At 56.0% G+C, this 15,702-nt stretch carries 16 protein-coding genes; 9 read left to right on the forward strand and 7 right to left on the reverse strand.

From position 1 onward, the window contains the following. Nucleotides 1-183 precede the first annotated feature (183 nt). The 3 genes from NK667_RS08150 (at nucleotide 184) to NK667_RS08160 (ending at nucleotide 2,981) form a co-directional block, all read left to right on the forward strand. Nucleotides 184-639 carry a DUF6130 family protein gene (locus NK667_RS08150; protein ID WP_054616229.1) on the forward strand — a complete coding sequence of 152 codons (456 nt, stop codon included), beginning with the start codon at nucleotides 184-186 and terminating at the stop codon, nucleotides 637-639. Nucleotides 640-706: 67 nt separating this feature from the next. Then, nucleotides 707-934, forward strand: coding sequence for a hypothetical protein (locus NK667_RS08155; RefSeq protein WP_054051192.1), 228 nt, complete (start codon nucleotides 707-709; stop codon nucleotides 932-934). 511 nt (nucleotides 935-1,445) lie between these two features. Continuing rightward, nucleotides 1,446-2,981 (forward strand): diguanylate cyclase, encoded by a 1,536-nt coding sequence (locus tag NK667_RS08160; RefSeq protein WP_054614321.1) that lies wholly within the window; start codon nucleotides 1,446-1,448, stop codon nucleotides 2,979-2,981. Nucleotides 2,982-3,166: 185 nt separating this feature from the next. Here the strand turns inward: NK667_RS08160 and NK667_RS08165 are convergent, their stop codons facing one another. Then, entirely contained in the window at nucleotides 3,167-4,072 is a 906-nt protein-coding gene (locus NK667_RS08165; RefSeq protein ID WP_054051195.1) for a LysR family transcriptional regulator, read from the reverse strand. Nucleotides 4,073-4,161: 89 nt separating this feature from the next. Here NK667_RS08165 and NK667_RS08170 point away from each other — a divergent pair, with 89 nt between their 5' ends. The 3 genes from NK667_RS08170 to choX all read left to right on the forward strand — a co-directional run bounded on the left by NK667_RS08170 (nucleotide 4,162) and on the right by choX (nucleotide 7,608). Next, nucleotides 4,162-5,277, forward strand: coding sequence for a TauD/TfdA family dioxygenase (locus tag NK667_RS08170; protein WP_054051198.1), 1,116 nt, complete (start codon nucleotides 4,162-4,164; stop codon nucleotides 5,275-5,277). A 24-nt stretch (nucleotides 5,278-5,301) separates the two neighbouring features. Beyond that, complete coding sequence (locus NK667_RS08175; protein ID WP_054616230.1) at nucleotides 5,302-5,910, forward strand: HD domain-containing protein; 609 nt, start codon at nucleotides 5,302-5,304, stop codon at nucleotides 5,908-5,910. 762 nt (nucleotides 5,911-6,672) lie between these two features. Continuing rightward, a complete protein-coding gene (gene choX, locus NK667_RS08180; protein WP_054614322.1) occupies nucleotides 6,673-7,608 on the forward strand; it encodes a choline ABC transporter substrate-binding protein in 936 nt (311 codons plus the stop codon). A gap of 137 nt (nucleotides 7,609-7,745) precedes the next feature. Here the strand turns inward: choX and NK667_RS08185 are convergent, their stop codons facing one another. Both NK667_RS08185 and NK667_RS08190 read right to left on the reverse strand, forming a co-directional pair. Continuing rightward, nucleotides 7,746-8,228 (reverse strand): GNAT family N-acetyltransferase, encoded by a 483-nt coding sequence (locus tag NK667_RS08185; protein ID WP_054614323.1) that lies wholly within the window; start codon nucleotides 8,226-8,228, stop codon nucleotides 7,746-7,748. Between the two features lie 236 nt (nucleotides 8,229-8,464). Next, nucleotides 8,465-9,022: a LysE family translocator gene (locus NK667_RS08190; RefSeq protein ID WP_201783189.1), complete on the reverse strand. Its 558-nt coding sequence runs from the start codon at nucleotides 9,020-9,022 to the stop codon at nucleotides 8,465-8,467. 131 nt (nucleotides 9,023-9,153) lie between these two features. Between NK667_RS08190 and NK667_RS08195 the strand changes: the two genes are divergently transcribed. Both NK667_RS08195 and NK667_RS08200 read left to right on the forward strand, forming a co-directional pair. After that, on the forward strand, nucleotides 9,154-10,008 hold the full coding sequence (locus NK667_RS08195; protein ID WP_201783190.1) for a LysR family transcriptional regulator: 855 nt from the start codon (nucleotides 9,154-9,156) through the stop codon (nucleotides 10,006-10,008). A gap of 126 nt (nucleotides 10,009-10,134) precedes the next feature. After that, the gene (locus tag NK667_RS08200) at nucleotides 10,135-10,527 is read left to right on the forward strand and encodes a GFA family protein (protein ID WP_054051207.1); all 393 of its coding nucleotides are present in this window, start codon (nucleotides 10,135-10,137) and stop codon (nucleotides 10,525-10,527) included. 72 nt (nucleotides 10,528-10,599) lie between these two features. On the opposite strand, the gene NK667_RS08205 is transcribed toward NK667_RS08200, so the two are convergent. After that, entirely contained in the window at nucleotides 10,600-12,015 is a 1,416-nt protein-coding gene (locus NK667_RS08205) for a purine-cytosine permease family protein (protein ID WP_054614326.1), read from the reverse strand. 366 nt (nucleotides 12,016-12,381) lie between these two features. On the opposite strand from NK667_RS08205, the gene NK667_RS08210 reads away from it, so the two are divergent. Next, nucleotides 12,382-13,293: a LysR family transcriptional regulator gene (locus tag NK667_RS08210; RefSeq protein WP_054051212.1), complete on the forward strand. Its 912-nt coding sequence runs from the start codon at nucleotides 12,382-12,384 to the stop codon at nucleotides 13,291-13,293. Nucleotides 13,294-13,309: 16 nt separating this feature from the next. On the opposite strand, the gene argE is transcribed toward NK667_RS08210, so the two are convergent. The 3 genes from argE to NK667_RS08225 all read right to left on the reverse strand — a co-directional run bounded on the left by argE (nucleotide 13,310) and on the right by NK667_RS08225 (nucleotide 15,690). Further along, complete coding sequence (gene argE / locus NK667_RS08215) at nucleotides 13,310-14,458, reverse strand: acetylornithine deacetylase (RefSeq protein WP_054614327.1); 1,149 nt, start codon at nucleotides 14,456-14,458, stop codon at nucleotides 13,310-13,312. Next, entirely contained in the window at nucleotides 14,455-15,132 is a 678-nt protein-coding gene (locus NK667_RS08220) for a DUF1028 domain-containing protein (RefSeq protein ID WP_054051215.1), read from the reverse strand. Before NK667_RS08220 ends, argE begins: the two co-directional genes overlap by 4 nt. A 141-nt stretch (nucleotides 15,133-15,273) precedes the next feature. Continuing rightward, entirely contained in the window at nucleotides 15,274-15,690 is a 417-nt protein-coding gene (locus NK667_RS08225) for a RidA family protein (protein WP_054051217.1), read from the reverse strand. Nucleotides 15,691-15,702: the final 12 nt, after the last annotated feature.

The raw sequence follows: 15,702 nt of genomic DNA on the forward strand, positions 1-15,702 counted from the left end.
TCAAGACGGGATTGTTAACGGCACTTCTTCCCTGACGAGCATCCACCACTGTAGCGAGTTGGCATGTGCGTCTTGGCGGTTTTGAATAACTGACTCTGCCTGTCGGTTCAACCGGTCGATGCGGCATAGACAATGGGGCGGTTTGATCTAGCCTTGAATAAGATCACGCTGGAGAAAAACTCCATGTCCCTCGCGCTCAGAAATCTGTTTGTCTTTGCCTTTGGAGGCTTTGTTTGCATAGCTGCATTCGGTCAAGGAGAAGCAGAAACCCATCACCCACCGGCAATACTCCCACTGGAATCTGAGGCGCTGCCAACACTCACTGCCTATCCACCGCTTGCCGAGCCGCTCGCCCGCGGGGTTGTCATCATCCAGTATCGAACAGAGCACGCCAGGATCATGCCGGTATTCGGCAAAGCGGCTGGTAACGTCTCACCACGTCTCGGCCACCTCCATGTGACTGTCGATGACTGGAAAGGTACATGGGCGCATACCAGTGAAGACCCGATCATTCTGGTTGGGCTGACGCCCGGAACTCACAAAGTTCTTCTAGAAGTCGCCGACCCGACTCACAAAATCCTCACCAGTACGACAGTGAGTTTTACAGTGCCCGAGAAGCAACCACCGAACGCCGAATAGTTGAACCAAGCGCTGATGAATAAAGTCGGGATGGTTAACGGCACTTCTTCCCTGACGAGAATCAACCATGCGCTACTACACCCTGAAATACCTGTTCGACGGCGAGCCCCGCACCCACGTGTTCGATCTCAAACAGCCTCAACTGCCCATTCACGAGGCGGCGATGCACCTGCTGCAGCTGCATTTCGGGGATGGCGAGAATAGCCTGATCATGCCCAGCGCAGACGCAACGCCGGCGGAAGTTTTAGAACAGGCCGAGCGGGTAGGGCTGACGCGGATTGTGGTGGTTGATTAATAGATCTGATGGCAGGTGCAGAGACCTGGCTTGCACCTTGTCAGCCAACATTGTGGCGCTCCACGCTCCCATTCACGAAACGATCTATCGCGACTCTTAAGGTGTGCGGCTTTGCGAACGCTTGACGCTATCGTTGACCGTTCGTTACTGGCTGATTGCTGTCGTTCACTTCTGACTGTTTTCGGCCAAAAGCAGCCGGTCGAGTAGGCTCCAGAAAAGCGGGTTGCGCGACTTTGCCATTCGCCAGCTTGGGCTCGCCTGGGCACTGCCAGACTGGCTGACGTATGCCCATCGGCCCGAGGACTGCGCAGGGGTGGCGAACATGCCTATAACTGTTCGCAGGTCCATTTGCCACGACAGCTCGAGATTTGAACCGTTAACTGGTTGGAATCCTTCATATAAGCCCCTTTCTCTAACGCCTGATTCATAAAGATAACGACAAGCGTGCCGATACTCCAAAAGTACTTCAGGTCACTGCACACTGTTTTTGGCGATGAGCAAGGAACACAAAATGATGTCTACTCGTCAGAGCGTACTCAAAGCATCAGACGTGACCCTTTGCGGTTTGGTGTGCCTGGCTGGGGTGGCCGTCACGTTTTTGGTGCTGATTCTGTTCTTAGGGGCAGAGCAGCGTACCGTTAGCGTTGCTTTTCAACTTGAGGTCGACGAAAGATTCAGTCGCCTGCAACGACGCTTTAATACTCAGGTCTTGAAATTAGACGTTGTGAGGCGTTTCTTTATCAACGCCGACGATGTCACTGAAAAGGAGTTTCTGGGATTCGTTACGCCTCTAGTTGGAGAGGACGAAGCCTATAGCTGGGTACCAAAGATTTTAGAGAAGGATTTACAAGCGTTTCGCGCCAAGGCGCTTCTCAATGGCACCAGTGATTTTTCATATCATGAAATTAATCCCGTCACCGGCGAAAGAGTCCCCCTCGCCAGCCGGCCGGAACACTGGATATTGCTCTACTTATTGAAGCGCGATGACGTAAAGATCATACCCGGCATGGATGTTATGGCTCGCCCGGGTCGCCAAGCCTTGATGAGCAAGGCACGAGAAACACGTCAAATAGTTGTGTCGGAACCGTTGAAAATGACCAATGGGCAGTCGGGGGTTTTCTTTGTTGCTCCTGTATTCCACGAGTCCCCTGAGGTTCCATTGAACAATGATAATTTGCAGGGGTTCGTTGTCTCCAGCGTACGCTTGGCTTCTTTGATGGAACAAGGCATTCCATTACCAAGTCTGCAACGACTGAACGTGACGCTTTCATTGATCGGCCCGCAGCATCAAGCGGAAAATGTTTATCAGAGCTTGGCTCCAGCTGCCCCTTCAGCGCTGCATACGCAGCGGCTGCTGAAAGTAGCCGACCAAAATTACTTGATCCAGTTTAGACCCAGCTCAACATTTCTGGTCGCCAACAGCTACGCACTGTCCATCAGCCTGATTATCGTGTTCGGAGCAGGGTTGACGCTGCTGCTGACCTTGATGGTGTACTTGCTGATTACGCAGCGCGCCCGCGCGCTCTCGCTGGTTGATGAACGCACGCAAGACTTGCGTTTGTTGAACATTACCGATCACCTGACCGGAGTCTATAACCGTCGATACTTCGAAGAGTTGATGGAGCGCCTGCTCATTGAGGCTAACGTGCAATACCGCCCTCTGTCGCTGATCATGTTTGATGTCGATCACTTCAAACACATCAACGACCGCTGGGGCCATCAGTGTGGTGATAACGTTCTGAAGTCGTTGTGCACACGAATACGTTCGGCAACACGCAAAACCGATCTGTTGTGCAGAACAGGCGGTGAAGAGTTTGCATTGATCTGCCCGGATAGCGAACTGAACGATACAAGGCTGCTGGCAGAAAAGCTTCGAGCTCTAATAAGCACCGTACCATTTGATGATGTTGGAAAGGCTACCTGTAGCTTCGGCGTTGCAACGTGGATTCCATCAGAATCGTTTGACGCCTTCATTCGGCGTGCCGATACCGCGATGTACAGCGCTAAATCAAGTGGTAGAGATCAAGTCCAACTTGCAGATAGGTAGAAGATCGGCTACCCGGATGTGTAGTGGTCTAATGAAACCGGACACCCATTTAGGCGAAAATGCTCGCCAGATAGACGAGTCTGGTCCCTGGCGGGATCGGCATCGAGTTAATCTAATACCTCGCCAGCACGATTTTCAGCAGCGGAAACGGATTTGGCGGACATTCAACGGCGCAGGCTTCAAGGTCAGCTTGCCGCAATCAGCCACTGAAGGACATCCCTCACCAGAAGTGTCTCGTGATAGTTCGATCTCACAATGTAACCCCGGTGAGGCCGGTCTACTGAAGGCCCGAGAGCGATCAATTTGCCCGCCTTGATCTGCTCTTCGATCAGCCCAGCCCAGCCCAAGGCGATACCTTGACCCTCCTGTGCAGCGGTCAGCAGCAACGGATAGTTATTGAAGCAAAAAACTGGCGCTTCCTCTGGCGGAGTGATCTTCGCGTGCAGGCACCAGTGATGCCAATCCAGCCACCGGGAGTCATCGCTGTCCTTATGAAGCAGCGGTAGATCCTCGATACTGCTTATTTTCGTACCTTCCATTAGCCCCAGTTTTTCAGCCAGATCTGGACTGCACACTGGGAATACCGTCTCGGGGATCAGTAGCTTTTCAAATCGGAAGTCACCGTCGAGGGATCCAAACTGAATGGCGATATCGGCATCTTGAAGCATCGGATCATCGTCAAGGTTTACTGGGCGAATCTTGAATTGGATCTGGGGGAACTGGCTCTGGAGCGCAGGCAATTTCGGCATAAGCCAGAAATAGCAGAATCCAAAATTCGCAGCGATCGAGATGGTAGGTTTCTGCTTGTTGAAATGGCGACGCATGCGCTTGACCGCTGCCTTAATTTCACTCACCGGGGATGCTAGGCCTGAATAAATCTGCTGACCCTCATAGGTGGGTCGCAACAGCTTACCGTTACGTTCGAAGAGTACACACCCAAGCGACTCCTCCAAGGTGCGAATCCGCTGAGAAATCGCCGGTTGAGTAGTGCCCAATTCAACAGCTGCGGCCGTCATCGAACCCAAGCGGATTGTGGCCTCAAAGGCGACCAAAGATTTAAGTGGCGGGAGGTCCTGTTCGCTCGGCTCCATAACGTTTATGCATACCTCTAATAAGGGGATTGCGGGTGTTTATCCCCTGAGCACGTAAGGATACTGAGACCACCTATTTGGAGGTTCTCATGGTACAGGTCACTTTTGAAATCAAGCAACAACCGGCATCCGTGATCGCACAGTTGCCAGGGGAAACCATTGTGCTAGCGCCTCTGTGGTTGCGGGAGCGCTGCCAGGATGCTGTCAGTCTTGATGTCACTACTCAGCAAAGACTGTTTAACCCGCATAACCTTCCTGACGGCATCACTCTGGTTGAAGCAGAGGCCAAAGGCGTAGATCAGGCATGGCTGTCATTCAGTGATGGTTATGCGGGGCTGTATGACCTCACGGAGTTTCGTGCCGACTTCGATCCGTTGGATGGCCTGCCAACGCCCATCAGTTGGAAGAGCAACATTGACACCCAACTCATCTACATCGACTTCAACCGACTGACCGACTTCGATTATCGACTGGAGGCGTTCAGCAAGTTTTTGACCTACGGGGTTGTCGTTATCCAGTACGTGCCCACCGAAGCAGAGTCAGTTCTGGATGTAGGCAAAATCTTCGGCCAGGTGCGCGAAACTAATTTCGGCAAGTACTTCGAGGTCTACTCCCGGCCTAACTCCAATGACCTGGCCTATCGCTCGATTCACCTCGATCCTCATACCGATAACCCCTATCGCGACCCGATGCCTGGCATCCAGCTCTTGCACTGCCTGATCAACGAAACATCGGGAGGCCTCTCTACACTCGTAGACAGTCTCGCGGTCGCAGAGCAGCTCAAGCTGGAAGATCCTGAAGGGTTCGAACTGCTGGCCAACGTGCCGGTACGTTACCGCCACGTCGACAACGACGTGGAGTTGATTGAACGCCGGCCGATCATCATGACTGACGCGCTAGGCCGAATGACAGGTGTCAGCTATAGCCCGCGCCTCGACTATCTACCGCTGCTGAATGAACACGACATGGCCATATTCCACCGTGCACGTCGTCGCATGGGGGAGCTCTTTGTGGATCCGGCATTCGAGCGACGTTTCAAGCTGGAGAAGGGCGAGTTGCAAATGTTCAACAACACCCGTGTCCTCCATGGACGGACGAGCTTTGATACCAATGAAGGTCGCCGCCATCTGCAAGGTTGCTACATGGATATGGACGGCCCCAAAGGCATCTACAAAGCCATGAAAAGAAGCTTGAAAGCTCAATAAGATTCGAAAGCCTGAGGACTGATGATGGAAACCGTAGCCTTTACCCAAATGAAAGACGGCACCAAAGCCGAATATGAAATGCTGACCCAGCTGGAAACTGATTTCGCAAAGGAGCTGCCCGACCGCATTCTCAAATGCTTGCGGGATCTTGAGCACTCTCTGAGCGGTTACAAGGTGAGCAGGCTAGCTCACTCGCTTCAGACCGCGTGTAGGGCTGAGGACGCTGGTGCAGACGAGGAAATGGTGGTTGCAGCGCTGATCCATGACCTGGGTGACGAGATCGCCCCCTACAACCACTCCCAGTATGCAGCATCCATCCTTCGCCCATATGTTCGTCCAGAGGTGACCTGGGTCATCAATTATCACGGCCTCTTCCAGAACTACTACTACGTGCACTTCTTCGGCGGTGATCGTAATGAGCGGGATCTGTACAAGGATCACCCGTACTACGAGAGCTGTGTGCGCTTCTGTGAGGAATGGGACCAATCGTCCTTCGACCCCGATTACCCGACTCGCCCTTTGGAGCACTTCGAGCCTATGCTCCGGAGGATTTTCACTCGGCCAGCATTCGATCAAAAGTACGTTGGTGACCAGACTATGGGCCGCAGCGCGCTCGACCAACCTGTGGCCTAGGCACTTTACTTACGGATCAGATTTGCGTAATAGCGGCAGCGTGCTGCCGCTATTACGTGCATACCTGTGATCAGAACTCAGGAAGGCTACCCAGGTTGTCGCGCTTGGAGCTATTTCGATCAGTGGAAAGGCAGATTTTTCTACGACGTGCACATCTGCACCTTTGATATACCCACCTTCCGTGTTTTCAACCCATGAGTACACTCTCCAGATAGCTCGCCACTATCTCGGCCATCGCTTCTGCTTTGTGTGCTGGTATTGAGGTTCGTGGTGGGTGATCGACCTGTAAGACCTCATCCTGTACAAACCTCATCGATGCCTGCTGAACATGGAGAAGGTCATGAGCGATGATGGATTTGCAGAGCTGGCTGCTCGATCTGCAAAGGTGAGAAACGAAAATCTGCAAATGCTGGAGGGGCTGGGCGGCGGCGATTGACGCGGCACATCTCCTTACCACGTCCCCATCCGCAAAACAGCAGGGCTCACTCTGGCTCCTGAAGACGAAAGCTTCCGACAGGTCCTCAGCTTAATCCAACGGCTCTCGTGAAGTGTCTAAGCGAAAGGTATCCGGGTGGATCCCTCCCTACTGATCCATAAGAAAACCGCATGCTCCTCATAATAGAAACGCGGTTATGCCGTACTGGCGATTGGCCGATAATCGAAGCGGGAAAGGCGCAATTCATAAGTGTCAGCCACGTGCAAATTTGAGTCTGCCATCCAGATACGTCACACAGAGTTAGTACAACTCTAGAGGGGAGTCGGATGAACAAGTTTTACAAAACCGTGATCGCAGTAACCTTGGCATCTCAAAGCGTGTTGGTTATGGCTCAAGAACCCAGCAGTTGCCAAGTCATCAAGACGGCGAACGTGGGATGGCTCGATGGTATATCGACAAACGCATTGACTCAGGTGGTTGCCGAAGGCCTGGGATATAAATTTGACGACAGCATGCTTTCACTGCCAATCGTTCTGAAGTCTCTTAGCGATGGCAAGCTGGATACGTTCATTAACTACTGGTCGCCATCTCAGGATCCTCTGATTACCCCCCTAAAGGACTCTTTGTCCGTTCTCCCGGCCCCTAACCTCACAGGTGCAAAATACACACTCGCAGTTCCAAAATTTCTGGCCGATGAGGGGTTGAAGGATTTCAAGGACATCGAGAAATTTAAAGTTCAGCTCGGAGGCCGCATTTACGGCATCCAGCCTGGTAGCGGCGGAAACACGTTGGTGCAGAAGATCATCAAGGACAACTCGTATGGTTTGAAGGATTTCAAACTGGTCGAGTCTGGTGAAGCAGGCATGATCCAAGAGGTAGGTCGCTCGATTCAACGCAAGAAGCCCATTGTGTTCCTGGCGTGGGCGCCTCACCCAATGAACGTGAACATGGACATCGTGTATCTAACGGGTGGTGATGATTCCTTCGGTCCCGATTTCGGCGCAGCAACGGTCAAAACCATCACATCCAAAGGCTATGCCGAGCGCTGCGGTAACGTTGGCAAGTTGTACAGCAATCTGAAATTCACGGTCGACATGGAGAGCAGCATCATGAACTCCCTCGACAAAAAGGAGCCCGCTTTGAGTGCAGCGAAAAAATGGCTGGCCGCTCATCCTGAGACTCTGGATAGCTGGCTGGCTGGTGTGACTACCGTCGACGGTAAAGACGCGAAAGCAGCAGTATTAGCAAACATCTCCAAGTAAAGAAAAGCCGCTTCAGTGAAGCGGCTTTTTTTATCGAAAATCCGCAGTTGGAGGCTCGCTGAGGGAGCCACATGTAGCCAGTTGCCAGGCGTTTACTCATCGCAACGTGCCTTAACCGGACGCTTACTCATATCCAGCTAGCAAGCCGGGCCAATCGCCGGAACACTCTGACGAACATAATAATTGTCGAATTCACTGCTTTCGATGAATTGGAAGCCATGGCGGGTATAAAAGCGATTCGAAGCGCTTTCTTTGAGTGCACCCACTTTAATACGGAGCGCAGCCGCATCCGCCTCTTTGAAAATCTGAGTGAGAACAGCAGACCCTACACCTGATCCTTGCGCGGTCGGTCTCACATACAAGTGGTCGAGCAAGAGTTCATTGTGGCGATGCTTGACCACTACAAAACCAACCCTCTCTCCAGATACCTCGATATAGCGTGTGTTGCGAGCTTCAAAACCGCTAAGAAACCGCTCGCGCGCGCGCACTGGATCAAATCGCCCAACACGCTCCAGACTTTCGCGCATGGCCTCAATTCGAATGGCTACAAGATTTTCCAAGTCGCTTTGTTGAGCTAGGACCAAAATGATTGGGGAATTTTGATTGGGTGTGACAGGCATATTTGGCGCTCCAACTACCATCCTGGGAGGCCAGTATAGAGAGCCTGATATGTGGTTCCCAGTTTGGCTTCACCGTCGAACTCAGACATCCATCTCAAATATGAATGAAGGGCTGTCTCTGGGACTGTTCGGCGAAAATGTGGTCGCCAGCGGGCTTTTTAATGGGTCGAGAGAAGCTAGCCTGAAACTTTTCCACGTTTTTCCTGGCAGGGCGTCAAGCGCTTAGCCAGAGGTTCCTAAAGCCAGATTGGCACAATAGACACAGCCAGCAGCGCACCCAGCAGCATGTTTAAAAATCGCCATTGTCGTTCGCTCTTCAATTGCCGCGACAGCGCCAACCCGGCTCCGCACCATAGCGCCAGCGAACACATGCAAGACACGCCAAACACCAGGCTCAGCAGCAACGCAAGTGACGCCGGCCCCGGTGTCAGTGAAGCGAATGATGCGGCGGCGCTGAGAGTCATCGCCCAGCCTTTGGGGTTTTGCAAAAGCATCCAGATGCCCGTGAGAAAACTCGCGGGCTTTTCGTTGACCGCGGCGTTACCGGGTTTTCCTCGCTTTGCGATCTGCCAGGCCAGCCACAGCAGATAAAGCGCCCCCACCAGTTTCATCGCCAATTGCAGTGACGGCGCCGCCAGGATCAGGCTGCCCAGACCGCCAGCCGCCGCGACGGCCATCAGCGCCAAGCCAAACGAGATGCCCGCAAGCAATGGAAGTGAGCGCACCCAACCGAAATTTGCTCCGGAGGCTGTCGCCAAGGTGGTTGCGCCGCCCGGGCTGAACGTGGCGACCATAACGAAGAGTAGAAGCGGAAGTATTGAACCTGGCATGGCGAGTGTCCTTAAGTGGTCTCGACTTAATAGCCTGTTGCCAAGTAGCATTAAAGCTAATGTTTGTAATGCTCAATATTAGGAACCCTAATGCTATGCAGACTCTGGATCTGGTATTCCTGCGCAGCTTCGTCGTGGTCGCTGAAAAACGCAGCATGACGGTGGCTGCCCAGCACCTGCATGTGAGCCAAGGAGCGGTCAGTCAACAGATCAAACGGCTGGAGGAAGTGCTGGGCGGCGCGTTGTTTTTACGTGATCGGCGCGGCATTCGCCTCGCGCCACTTGGTGAGCGCTTGTTTACCAAGGCCCAGCAAATGCTCACGCTTAACCAGCAGATTTGGGCGGACGTGAAGGGGAGCACGCTCCAGGGGCGGGTGCGCCTGGGTGTCCCTTACGACCTCGCCGGCGCGTGGATTGCGCCAATCCTCAAGGCGTTCGTCGAGGCAAATGCGCAGGTGGAGCTGTCACTCAAATGTGGTTCGTCGCTCGAGCTGAAAACTGAAGTCGACAAAGGCGCACTGGACCTGGCCATTATTGAGGAAGCGGCCGCGGGTGCTAACGGTGAATGCCTGATGATCGATCGTTTGGTATGGGTCGGCGCCAGCGGTGGAGCGGCCTTCCTGAACACACCATTGGCGGTATCGCTGGTTGCCGAGACTTGTGCATTTCGTGAGCCAGTGATCGCTGCTCTGGAAGGCCAGGATCGACAATGGAAAATGGTCTTTGATAACGGCAACCTTGAGACAACGCGAGCGATGGTCGGCAGCGATCTGGCCGTGTCGGCGTGGTTGAAGTCGGCAGTGCCGCCAGGCCTGGAGATCTTATCTGCCGAGGCGAACTTGCCGGATTTACCGCCGTTTGCGATTTCGCTAGTGAGATCAAAAGGCACTGCGAGTGCGGCGGCTGTGGAGCTGGTGCGGCACATTCATGAGCATCTTGATCAATCCTGATTCGCTGATATCTGCATCTGAGATCAAGGCCGCGCAAGTCACGTTCTCGATATAGACGGGGCGCTCAATCTCCCCCAACTGCTAGCGTTAAACATTCCAACGGTTCAACCTCCCAGGAGAAGCCCCATGAACCCATTCACTGGCGGCTGCCTATGCGGCAATGTTCGAATCGAGGCGACAGGCCAACCCTACCGCGTCGGCTTGTGCCACTGCCTCGACTGCCGCAAACACCATGGCGCGCTGTTTCACGCTTCCGCGATTTTTCCTCAGGACGCGGTGACCATCACTGGAGAAACACAGGACTACGCCGGACGGTTTTTCTGTCCGCGTTGTGGCTCATCAGTTTTCGCTCGCACTGGCGACGAAGTCGAAGTGAACCTGGGCTCTCTCGACACCCCGGATCAACTCAAACCCACTTACGAAAGCTGGATTATCCGGCGCGAATCCTGGTTGCCAGCGTTTCCGCTCGCTAAACACTATGAGCATGATCGTGAGGGAGAGGGGCGGTTGGAGTCGTAGGTCGTGCGAACAGCGCCGAAATTGAACAGAGAAAACCCGCAACTCAATGCGGGTTTTTTCATGTTTGAACGTTTACACGCTGCTCGCCAGTTTCCCACTCGACAACCGACGCTTATAAGCACTGTCCCGATTCGCCAACCAGAAATACAACGGCGACGTCACCAACAACCCCACCAGCCAAGACAGATCCGCACCGTTGATGTGCTCGGAAATCGGCCCAACGTACAGCGGCGTGTTCATGAACGGAATCTGCACCGCGATCCCGATCGCATAGGCCAGCAATGCCTGCGGGTTGTAGCGACCATAGATGCCGCCGTCGACGTGGAAGATCGAGTCGATGTCGTACTGACCTTTGTGAATCGCGTAGAAGTCGATCAGGTTGATCGCGGTCCATGGCACCAGCACCACGAGCAGCACCAGCACCATGTCGACGAAGTGGCCGATGAAGTCTGCCGAGGCGCCGACGGCGGCGAAGCAGCAGGCGCCGAGGACGATGACCGAGAGCACGGCGCGGCTTTTCGCGGTGGGGATCCAGCGGTAGGCGAAGGTTTGCACCAGGGTGATCAGCGACAGCACGGCGCCGTAGAGGTTGAGGGCGTTGTGGCTGATGACGCTGAGCAGGAACAACACCAGCATCAACGGGCCGATGGAGCCGGTGGCGAGTTTGACTGCGTCCATGGTGTCCATGCCGACGGGCGTGGCGAGGACCGCGACGGCGCCGAAGATGAACGACAGGCTGGAGCCGAGCACGGTGCCCAGGTAGGTGGTCCAGAACGTCGATGCGACAGGCACGTCCGCCGGCAGGTAGCGCGAGTAGTCGGAGACGTACGGTGCGAACGCAATTTGCCACAGCGCTGCCAACGACACCGTGGCCAACCAGCCGGAGATGTTGAAGCTGCCACGGGTGAGGAAGTCGGTGGTCTGCACGTGGGTGAAGATGTAGCCGAAGCCCAGCACAATGCCGGCGCCGAGCACCCAGGTGCCGATTCGGTTAAGCACATGGATGAAGCGGTAGCCGATGATGCCGATGATCCCGGAACCGAGGGCGCCGATGACGATGCCCACCGGCACCGGCACGCTGTCGACCACGCCGTGCAGCGACTTGCCGGCGAGGACGATGTTGGAGGCGAAGAAGCCGATGTACATGATGCCGGCGATCAGCACCACCAGCAGCGCGCCGAGGGAACCGAACTGCGCGCGGCTCTGGATCATCTGCGGGATGCCCATTTGCGGGCCTTGCGCCGAGTGCAGCGCCATCAGCACGCCGCCGACCAAGTGCCCGACCAGAATGGCAATGACACCCCACACCAGGTTCAGGTGAAACAGTTGCACGCCGAGGGCGCCGGTAACGATGGGCAACGGCGCGATGTTGCCGCCGAACCAGAGGGTAAACAAATCCCGGACCTTTCCATGGCGATCTTGCGGCGGGACATAACCGATCGTGTGCTTCTCGATCAGCGGAGCGGACGTTGTTGCAGAGGTGACCATGACGAACTCCAAGGCAATGTGAGTACGTGGACGTACTTCGGTGAGCGCCGCGTGGGCGACGCTTTTCTTGTTGGAGTGATCATGTGCAAAGCCTCGGCATAGATAAATTAGTAAGTTTGTTGCTTCAAGCCTTAAAAAAAATATGCCCCGGGGTTGGGTGGGTCCGGTATGTTCTGGGTTGATCGCGGGGCGTTCAGATACCCCGCAGACTGGCGCGACCTGATCCCCGTAGGAGCTGTCGAGTGAAACGAGGCTGCGATCTTTTAATCTTGATCTTTAACATCAAAAGATCGCAGCCTCGTTTCACTCGACAGCTCCTACAGGGGAAGTGTGTGGCCATGGTTGATGTGTTTTCTGGAGGTCCGCATGGCCGCTTACAACTTGCGACAGCTGCGTTATTTCGTCACCACCGCCGAATGCGGCAGCGTGGCGGAGGCTTCGCGCAAGCTCTATATCGCCCAGCCGTCGGTGTCGACGGCGATCAAGCACTTGGAAGAAAGCTTCGGCGTGCAGCTGTTTATTCGCCATCACGCCCAGGGTGTTTCGCTGACGCCGAGCGGCTCGCGGTTTTATCGCAAGGCGCTGGAGCTGCTGCGGGTCGCGCACGAATTTGAACAGAACGCATTGGCGGACAATGACGTGGTGGCGGGGCAGATCGATATCGGCTGCTTTGAAACCGTCGCGCCGCTGTACCTGCCGCGTTTGATCGCCGGTTTCAAGGAGCGCTGGCCAGGCGTGGAGATCCGCATCCGCGACGGCGAACAACAGGAATTGGTGCAGGCCCTGACCGCTGGCAGCATCGATCTGGCGATGCTGTTTGAACACGATCTGGACAGCACGATCGAGACCGTTCCGCTGATGCCGCCGCAGCAACCTTACGCCTTGCTGCCGGCGGACCATCGCTTCGCGCAGCAGGCGAAAGTCTCGCTGGACGACCTGGTGCTGGAGCCGATGATTCTGCTCGACGTAGTGCCGAGCCGCACTTACTTCGTCAGCATTTTCGAAGAGCGCGGATTGACCCCGCACATCGTCTTCAGCTCGCCTTCAATCGAGATGGTGCGTGGCATGGTCGGGCGTGGTTTTGGCTTTTCGATTCTGGTGACTAAACCTTTTTCGCCTTACACCTATGACGGGCAACAACTGGTGTGCATTCCGCTCGCGGAAACGGTGACGGGCTCGGGGTTATCGGCGGCGTGGCTCAAAAGGTCGCAACTGACCAAACCGGTGCAGTTGTTCGTGGATTATTGCCAGGAAGAACTGGCCCGACTCTACACCTGAGCGTCGGGCCTACCGCTCAACTGATCGATGCCAGCATCCGTTGCAACAGGGCGTAGCAGCCGTTCAATTGCTCGATGCTGACAAACTCGTCCGGCTTGTGACCCTGGTCCATGCTGCCCGGACCGCACACCACCGTCGGGATCCCCGCTGCGTCAAACAGACCGCCCTCGGTGCCAAACGCCACGGTGCCGAACTCCCGGGAACCGGAAAATGCTGCGATCAATTCAGCGGCTTCGCTGTGGGCATCGGTGGCCAAACCGGGATAGGCCGACAACTGACTGAAGCGGATGTCGCTCTGTTCACTCACGGCGCGCATGCGTGGCAAAACCTGCTGCTCGGCGTAGGTTTTCAGTTCCTGTGCCACATCGCTTGGGTCGAACGAGGGCAGGGCGCGGATTTCAAAGTCGAAACGGCAATCGGCGGGGACGATGTTCAACGCCTTGCCGCCAGCAATCACCCCGGTTTGCACGGTGCTGAACGGCGGATCGAAACGCTCGTCGTGATGCTCCGGTGCTTTCAGCCGCTGGCCAATTCGCCCGAGTTCGCCGATCAGTTCGGCGGCGTATTCAATCGCGTTGACCCCGAGCGGCGCGTACGCCGAATGGCAGGCTTCACCGTGAATGTCGCAACGCATCGCCAGTTTGCCTTTGTGGCCGAGCACCGGTTTGAGTTCGGTCGGTTCGCCAATGATGCACAGCATCGGTTTGACCGGACGTTGCTCCAGCGCTTTGAGCAGCGAGCGCACCCCGAGGCAGCCGACTTCCTCATCGTAGGACAGCGCGATATGCACCGGCCGCCGTAGCGTCGCCTTGACCAGCGACGGCACGAGGGCCAGCACGCAGGCGATGTAGCCTTTCATGTCCGCCGTGCCACGACCGTACAGCTTGCCGTCGCGCTCGGTCAGTTCGAACGGCGCAACGCTCCACGGTTGGCCGTCCACCGGCACCACATCGGTGTGCCCCGACAGCACAATGCCCGGCAGATGGACCGGGCCGATGGTTGCGAACAGATTAGCCTTGCTGCGTTGCTCGTTGTAGACCAGTTCGCACGGCACCTCGAAACCGGCGAGGTAGTCGCGGACAAACTCGATGAGCTGCAGGTTGGATTCGCGGCTGATGGTGTCGAACGCCACCAACGCTTGAAGCAAATCGCGGCTGCTGCTCATCGGTCGTCTCCGGCAACGCCGTAGCCAGGGGCGCGATCGGGTGCCAGGGCGCGGTCGATGTAATCCTGAACCTGTGGGCGATAGGCGACCCATAGATTTTCCAGTTCGCCGATCGGGTCTTCGTCCGCCCAATCCACCCGCAGGTTGATGATCGGCCAGGTCAGTTCGCCGACCACCACCATCGCGGCTGAGTGCACTGGCCCGGCTTCACCTCCCGCCACCATCGCGGCTTGCATGGCGGCCAGCAAACGGTCGGCCAGTTGCCCTTCGCCGTGTTCGAACGCGCGGACCATGGCTTCGATCACCGAACGATCCGTGAGCATGTTGCCGGCGGCCACACACTGCTCGCCGGACACGGCGTTGTGATTGCCGAGGGTTTGCGAACCGCTGAAATGCGCGGTGCGGCCGAGGTGGTCAATCGCGGTGATCTGGCGATATTGGCTGTAGCCGTTGCGGGTCAGCACCTTGTCCAGTGCATCCGAGGGCGAGAGGCCTTGCTCCATGAGCGCGAGGGTTTCCGGGCCGAGGGAGGGCAGGGTGATGTTTTGCGTCGAGACCGCGCCGACACCCGGCAGCAGCCATGGGCAGCGGGCGCCGACGGCGATGCTGGAGGAACTGATGGCGATGCCGAACTGGCCGGTTTCGGGGCATCTTGCGGCGATGGAAAAGGTCATGGGTTTTGCTCCTTGTTCAGCCTTGGCTTATTGGGTGTCTGGGCGGGCGTCTTCGCGAGCAAGCCCGCTCCCACAGGGGGAACGCATTCCAAATGTGGGAGCGGGCTTGCTCGCGAAGGCCGCGCTTCGGTCTACCTGTGCTTACTCAGGAATCACCGCAATCACATCAATCTCCATCAACCACTGCGGTTGCCCCAGCGCCGACACCACCAACCCGGTCGAAATCGGAAACACGCCTTTGAGCCACTTGCCGACTTCCTGATACACCGGCTCGCGGTAGCGCGGGTCGATCAAGTACGTGGTGGTTTTGACGATGTGGCTCAGGTCGCTGCCGGCTTCTTCCAGCAGTTGTTTGACGTTGCGCATCGCTTGCTCGGCTTGTGCACGCGGGTCGCCGAGGCCTATCAGGTTGCCTTCGAAATCAGTACCGACCTGGCCACGAACATACACAGTGTTGCCGGCGCGGACGGCCTGGCACAGGTCGTTGTCCAAGCTCTGGTTCGGGTAGGTTTCCTTGGTGTTGAACATGCGAATACGGGTATGGGTTGGCGTGGACATGTGAAGCTCCTG

Source organism: Pseudomonas nunensis, from assembly GCF_024296925.1.
GTDB lineage: Bacteria > Pseudomonadota > Gammaproteobacteria > Pseudomonadales > Pseudomonadaceae > Aquipseudomonas > Aquipseudomonas nunensis.